6 protein-coding genes are annotated in these 6,243 nt (G+C 71.8%); 2 read left to right on the forward strand and 4 right to left on the reverse strand.

Going from position 1 to position 6,243, the window contains the following annotated elements:
- Positions 1-108: 108 nt before the first annotated feature.
- The 4 genes from D455_RS0122455 to D455_RS0122465 all read right to left on the reverse strand — a co-directional run bounded on the left by D455_RS0122455 (position 109) and on the right by D455_RS0122465 (position 4,084).
- Positions 109-441, reverse strand: coding sequence for a hypothetical protein (locus D455_RS0122455; RefSeq protein ID WP_017572935.1), 333 nt, complete (start codon positions 439-441; stop codon positions 109-111).
- A gap of 212 nt (positions 442-653) precedes the next feature.
- On the reverse strand, positions 654-2,543 hold the full coding sequence (locus D455_RS31375; RefSeq protein ID WP_449289318.1) for a glycoside hydrolase family 15 protein: 1,890 nt from the start codon (positions 2,541-2,543) through the stop codon (positions 654-656).
- Positions 2,534-2,962 (reverse strand): trehalose-phosphatase, encoded by a 429-nt coding sequence (locus tag D455_RS36280; protein ID WP_449289319.1) that lies wholly within the window; start codon positions 2,960-2,962, stop codon positions 2,534-2,536. The genes D455_RS31375 and D455_RS36280 overlap by 10 nt, the downstream gene beginning before the upstream one ends.
- A gap of 465 nt (positions 2,963-3,427) precedes the next feature.
- The gene (locus tag D455_RS0122465) at positions 3,428-4,084 is read right to left on the reverse strand and encodes a response regulator transcription factor (RefSeq protein WP_017572936.1); all 657 of its coding nucleotides are present in this window, start codon (positions 4,082-4,084) and stop codon (positions 3,428-3,430) included.
- 105 nt (positions 4,085-4,189) lie between these two features.
- On the opposite strand from D455_RS0122465, the gene alr reads away from it, so the two are divergent.
- On the forward strand, positions 4,190-5,398 hold the full coding sequence (alr, locus tag D455_RS0122470) for an alanine racemase (protein ID WP_083922376.1): 1,209 nt from the start codon (positions 4,190-4,192) through the stop codon (positions 5,396-5,398).
- A partial coding sequence (locus D455_RS0122475; RefSeq protein WP_017572938.1) for a D-alanine--D-alanine ligase family protein occupies positions 5,391-6,243 on the forward strand: 853 nt, incomplete at its 3' end. The genes alr and D455_RS0122475, both read left to right, overlap by 8 nt.

The raw sequence follows: 6,243 nt of genomic DNA on the forward strand, positions 1-6,243 counted from the left end.
CGGACCGCCTCCTCGCGGTCCGGGGCCTTCGCGTTCGGAGGCCGCGGCGGGTTCCGTCACGGGCCGGCCCGGGGGGAGCGCACGGCCCGGTCCGGCGGGGTGGCGGCCTCAGACGTGGCGTTCGTCGACGCCGATGGCACCCACACCGCTGCTGTAGAAGGCGCACCTGCCCTGGGACTGGCCGTACTCCCCCGGCGACAGCGTGACCCAGTTGCCGTTCACGTCCGGAGCCCAGCCGCAGACGATGACGGCTCGGAACCTCATGGTCTGCCCCGTGTGGTTGGTGCAGGCGGCGATCCCCACGTCGGGGTCGTTGTTGTGCCGGAACGTGTCGCAGTCCAGGTCGAGGGCGGACGCCGGAACGGGGGTGAGGACGGTGCCGAGGACGAGGGCCGCGGCACCGATCGCGAGAGCACGCTTCAGACTGGGAAGACCGAACATGTGTCTCCTTTCAAGAGGAAATGGGCCTCGGTTGGACACACTCGCTGGCGGTGTGTCCAACCCTGGTGTTTCCTCACCCGGCCCCTCGGAATCTTCTCTCACGGACCTGTCCACATCCGGTCAGGGGCCGTCGGACGTGCGGCGCCCGGACAGCGAAGGGCCGTGGGCGCGCTCCCACGACCGCCGCGGCGGTCGTCGGGGACGGCCGGGCGTCAGAGGTGGTCGAGCAGCTGGGCGCAGCGGACCAGACCCAGGTGCGAGTACGCCTGCGGGTGGTTGCCCAGCGCCCGCTCGGTGACCGGGTCGAACTCCTCCGGGATGAGCCCGGTCGGTCCGGCGCAGTCCACCAGGTGCTTGAACAGCTCGTCGGCCTCCGCTCTGCGGCCGGTCAGCAGGTAGGCCTCGATCAGCCACGTGGTACACAGATGGAAGCCGCCCTCACCGCCGGGCAGGCCGTCGTCCCGGTGGTACCGGTAGACGGTCGGGCCGCTGCGCAGCTCCGCCTCCACCGCGGTCACGGTGGCCTGGAAGCGCTCGTCGGCCGGGTCGATCAGCCCGGACAGGCCGATGTGCAGGGACGCGGCGTCCAGGTCGGTGCCGTCGTAGGCGGTCGTGAAGGCCTGCGCCTCCTCGTTCCAGCCCTTCTCCAGCACCTCGGCGGCGATGTCGTCACGCAGGCCGGCCCAGGAGGGGTCCACCCGGCGCCCGTACCGGTCGGCGAGGGTGACGGCGCGGTCCAGGGTCACCCAGCACATCACCTTGGAGTAGACGCGCTGGCGGGGCTCGTCGCGCTCCTCCCAGATGCCGTGGTCGGGCTCGTGCCAGCGGCGGGCCACCGCCTCGGCCATCGACCTCACCAGGTCCCAGTCGCGGTCGGCCAGGGTGCCGCGCACCGACGACAGCTTCTCGATCAGCTCCACGACGGGGCCGAACACGTCCAGCTGCACCTGGTGGTCGGCCAGGTTCCCGATCCGCACCGGACGCGAACCCGCGTACCCCGACAGCGACTCGACGACCTCCTCCGGGCCCAGGTTGGTGCCACGGAGCGAGTACAGCGGGCGCAGCATCTCCGGTCCGGGCAGTGAGTCGACCACCCGGTGCACCCAGTCCAGGAACTCCTCGGCCTCGGCGGTCGACCCCAGGGAGACCAGCGACTGCACGGTCAGGGCGCCGTCGCGCAGCCAGCAGTACCGGTAGTCCCAGTTGCGGACACCGCCGATCTCCTCGGGCAGCGACGTGGTCGCGGCGGCCATCACGCCGCCGGACGGGGTGCACAGCCCGCGCAGGGTGAGCGCGGAGCGCGCCGCCAGCTGCTGGGCGGTGTCGGGAAGGGTCAGCCCGTCCAGCCAGAGCGACCAGTGCTCACCGGACATCCTCCGGAGTTCGGACTCGGGCAGCGTGCCGGGCACGAGGGAGTCGGTACCGCAGCGCAGCTCCAGGACCACGGGCCGGTCCGAGCGCGGGTGGACGACCGCGCGGGCGACGTCGGCGACACCGTCGTGGTCGATCTCCCACTCCACGCCGGGCGCGTACAGCGCCATCGGGAAGTCGGCGCCCTCCACGAGCAGGCCGTCCTCCCGCCGGGTGATGCGCACCGGCACGCGGCCGAAGTCGGGGCGGGGCGCGAACTCGACGGTGGCCGGGGTGGTGCCGCTGATCACCCGCACGAGGTCGGTGCGCCCCTGCGGGGTGCCGTGGGCGAGGTAGTCGGTGACGTCCATGCGGGACCAGCGCGTGCGCACGGTCATGGTGCCGGGCAGGTAGCGCTGGCCCAGCGGCAGGCCGCCGTGGGCGGGGGCGATGGCGAACACGCCCGCGTGTCGGCCTCCCAGGACCTCGGCGAACAGGGCGTCCGAGTCGGGTTCGGGGTGGCAGAACCACAGCAGGCGCGCGTCCGGGCCGATGAGGGCCACGGAGCTCTGGTTGGAGAGCATGGACATGCGCTCGATGGGCGTGGGGCGCTCCCCGAACACCCAGGAACGGCGTTCGCCGGCCAGAGAGGACAGCAGGGCCGCGGCGGTCGGGGTGTCGGACACGCGGTGGGAGGCCACGGTGGGCTCCTCGCCGACCCGCACGCCCGCGTCGGCGCCGGTCAGCCGCATGAAGACGGGCTCCTCGCCGTCTCCGCCGCCGATGTAGAGGGTGGCGGTCNNNTCGCCTCGACCTGCTCGCGTAGCAGCTCCAGCGCGGCGGCCTTGTCGGAGGGGGAGTCGGGGTCGTAGCCGCGGTACTCCGGGTCGATGGTGAGGTCGGTGTCGAACTCGGTGCCGTGGGCGCCCACGAGACGCACCTCGGCGGGCAGGCGGGAGAGCGCCGCCAGGTCCCGCAGGGGGCGGGCGGAGATGACGGCGCACACGGTGCCCGGCAGGTCGGCCAGGTCGCGCAGCGCGCGCAGGGCCTCGGGCAGGGGGCGCCGGTCGTCGGGGTCGACCGAGGAGAGGGCACCGTCGTAGTCGCAGGCGACCAGAAGCCGTGAGGTTCTGGCCAGGGCGGAGACACGCTGCCGGACGTCCACGGGCATGATTGCGGGAACGGTGTTCTCCGCGGTTCCCGGAGCCGTCTCGACCGCCTGGGTGACCGTCACGTTGCCTCCTCCGTTGGCCGCAGTGACCTGGGGAATCGGGTGATCTGTAGGACTCCGCGCGCATGGTGCTGGTTCACACTGACATGAGTGTGCGGAAAGTGGGCCCAGGGCTTGTGGCGCGGGATGTGTGCTTCAGGGGACGTGGGAGAGGCCCTCAGGGCTTTTCACGTGTGTGCGGGCAGAAGGTCGTGCCGAACGCAAAGATCCGGTCCGCAAGAAGTCAACGCGAGACTACCTCCGCCTCACACGTACCTGCGACATCAGATTCGAGTGATGCAGGTCACGAATCGGCTGCAAAGGGGCAGGGTGGCCGAACGATCCGTTCCCGGTGAGAGGGTGATCACCCACCGTTGCGAAGGAGGCGCACACATGATCGGAACGCACCTCCCGGGGCAGCACTGTTCAAACCAGCCTGTAACCGACGCGCGGCAGGGTCTCGATGGGGTCCGGATCACCCAGTTTGCGCCGCAGGGAGCGGATGGTGACGCGCACGATCGTGGTGAACGGATCGATGTTCTCGTCCCACACCCGCTCCAGCAGCACCTCCGCCGACACCGGTGCGCCGTCGGCCCGCAGCAGCTCCTCCAGGACCCCGAACTGCTTGGGTGACAGTTGGAGGAGCCGCCCGTCGCGGAAGGCCTCGTACCGGGCGGAGTCGAGCCGCAGGCCCGACCGCTCCAGGACCGGTGGGTCGGCCCGGCCCGGCCGTCGGGCCAGGGCGCGGACGCGGGCGATCATCTCGTCGTGGTCGAAGGGCCTGGCGAGGTAGTCGTCGGCACCCAACGCGAAACCGGTCAGGCGCTCCTTCGGGTCGTCACGCGAGCTGATCATGAGCACCCGCACCTGGCCGTGCCGCATGGTGGTCACTCGGCACACCTCGTCCCCGCTCAACCCCGGGAGCAGGCGCTCAAGCAGCATGACCCCGTACTCGTTGACGGCGAGCTTGTACAGCGCCGTCTCCCCGTCCGGGGCGGTGTCCACCGCGAAACCCGCGGCGCGTAGCCACGGGGCGGGCGAATGCGTGGACTCCTCCCCGGCGCCCACGACCAGGACCCTCATGCGTGTTCCTTCCTCCCTTGGCATCCCTGGGGCACCTCCGTGGGGGACGTGACGGAGGAAAGCGCTCACACCCGATTCACACAACAACGTGTCTACTTCTCAGGCATGGCGTCGACCGAACCGGGGGAACGATTGCTCCGTCTTCACGGCCGCACGGCCTCGCCACTGGGTGAAGCCCTCGTGGACATAAGCGCGATCGCACACAACGTACGGTTCATGTTAAAGCGGACAAACTCTGAAATCCTTGCCGTCGTCAAGGCGAACGGCTTCGGCCACGGGGCCGTGGAGGTCGCGCACGCGGCACTGGAGTCCGGCGCGACCTGGCTTGGCGTGACCTCACTGGAGGAGGCGCTGTCCCTGCGCGACGCCGGGATCCGCGCCCCCGTACTGTGTTGGCTGCACCGCGCCGACCAGGACTTCGACGACGCCGTCGCCGCCGACGTGGACCTGTCCGTCCCCTCCGCCGCGCACCTGCGCGCGGTGGCCGAAGCCGCCACCCGGACGGGCCGCGTCGCGCACGTCCACCTCAAGGCCGACACCGGGCTCAGCCGCAACGGGGCTCCGCCGGAGGCCTGGCCCGGGCTGGTCGTCCTGGCCCGCGCTCTGGAACTGGACGGTCTGGTCCGGGTGCGCGGCGTCTGGTCGCACCTGGCCTCCGCCGACCTGCCCGGCGCCGAGACCACCGCCGAGCAGGTCGCCGCCTTCGAGAAGGCCGTCTCCCAGGCGCGCGCGGCCGGGCTCGACCCGTCACTGCGACACCTGGCCAACTCGGCCGCGATCCTCAACGAGCCCGCCACGCACTTCGACCTGGTCCGGGCGGGGGTCGGCCTCTACGGGGTGGAGCCCGTGCGGAACAGGCGCTTCGGCCTGGTCCCCGCGATGACCCTGCGGGCCCGGGTGGCCGTCGTCCGCAGCGTGCCCGCCGGGACGGGCGTCAGCTACCACCACGCCTACACCACCCGGCGCGAGAGCTCGCTCGCGCTCGTCCCGCTCGGCTACGCCGACGGCGTACCCCGCTCCGCCGGGGAGCGGGCGTACGTGTGGATCGGGGGCCGCAGACGCCCCGTGGCGGGACGCATCGCCATGGACCAGTTCGTGGTCGACGTCGGCGACATGGACGTGAACGCGGGTGACGAGGTGGTCGTGTTCGGCCCCGGCGACCGCGGCGAGCCCACCGTGGAGGAGTGGGCCGACTGGGCCGGGACCATCCCCCACGAGATCCTCACCGGCGTGGGCACGCGCGTGCCCCGCCTCCACCAGCACCCGGCACGGCCCCTGCCGTGCGGACAGAACAAGGAGAGATCGAGTGCCTGAGGCAAGGACACGCGTCGCCGTCGTCTTCGGTGGCCGCAACGGGGAGTACGACGTGTCGTGCGCGTCGGCGGTGTCGATCCTCGCTCATCTGGACCGGAGCCGGTACGAGGTCGTGCCGGTGCGGATCACGCGCGCCGGGGCGTGGGCGGTGGGCACGGACACCGACGACCCCGCCGGGCTGGACGTGGAGCGGTTGCTGGCCCTGACCCCCGAACCCGGCGAGGAGGAGGGGAGGGCCCCGCGTACCGGGGACGGTCTGGGCCCCGCGGTCACCGTGCTGAGCGATGTCGACGTGGCCTTCCCCGCCCTGCACGGGCCCTACGGCGAGGACGGCACGGTCCAGGGGATGCTCGAACTCCTCGGCGTCCCGTACGTGGGCAACGGCGTGCTCGCCAGCGCCGCCGGTATGGACAAGACGGCCACCAAGACGCTGCTGCGCGCGGCGGGACTGCCGGTGGCGCGGGACGTGGTGCTGCGCGGATCGGACGGCGGGGTGCCGGTCGAGGCGTGCGCGGAACTGGGACTCCCCGCGTTCGTCAAGCCCGCGCGCGCCGGTTCCAGCCTGGGGGTGGCCAGGGTCGGCGACTGGTCGGAGCTGGAGGCCGCCGTCAAGACCGCGCGCGAGTTCGACACCAAGGTGTTGGTGGAGGAGGGGGTCGTCGGACGCGAGGTCGACATGGCCGTCCTGGAGATGCCCGACGGCGGGTTGGTGGTCGGACCGCCGCTGGAGATCAGGGTTCCGGACGCGGAGCGCTTCTTCGACTACGACGCCAAGTACGACGGGGAGAGCGCGGTCTTCGACATCCCCGCCGACCTGCCGGTCGGCATCCAGTCGCGGCTGCGGG

The sequence above is a fragment of the Nocardiopsis halotolerans DSM 44410 genome, from assembly GCF_000341065.1.
Lineage (GTDB): Bacteria > Actinomycetota > Actinomycetes > Streptosporangiales > Streptosporangiaceae > Nocardiopsis > Nocardiopsis halotolerans.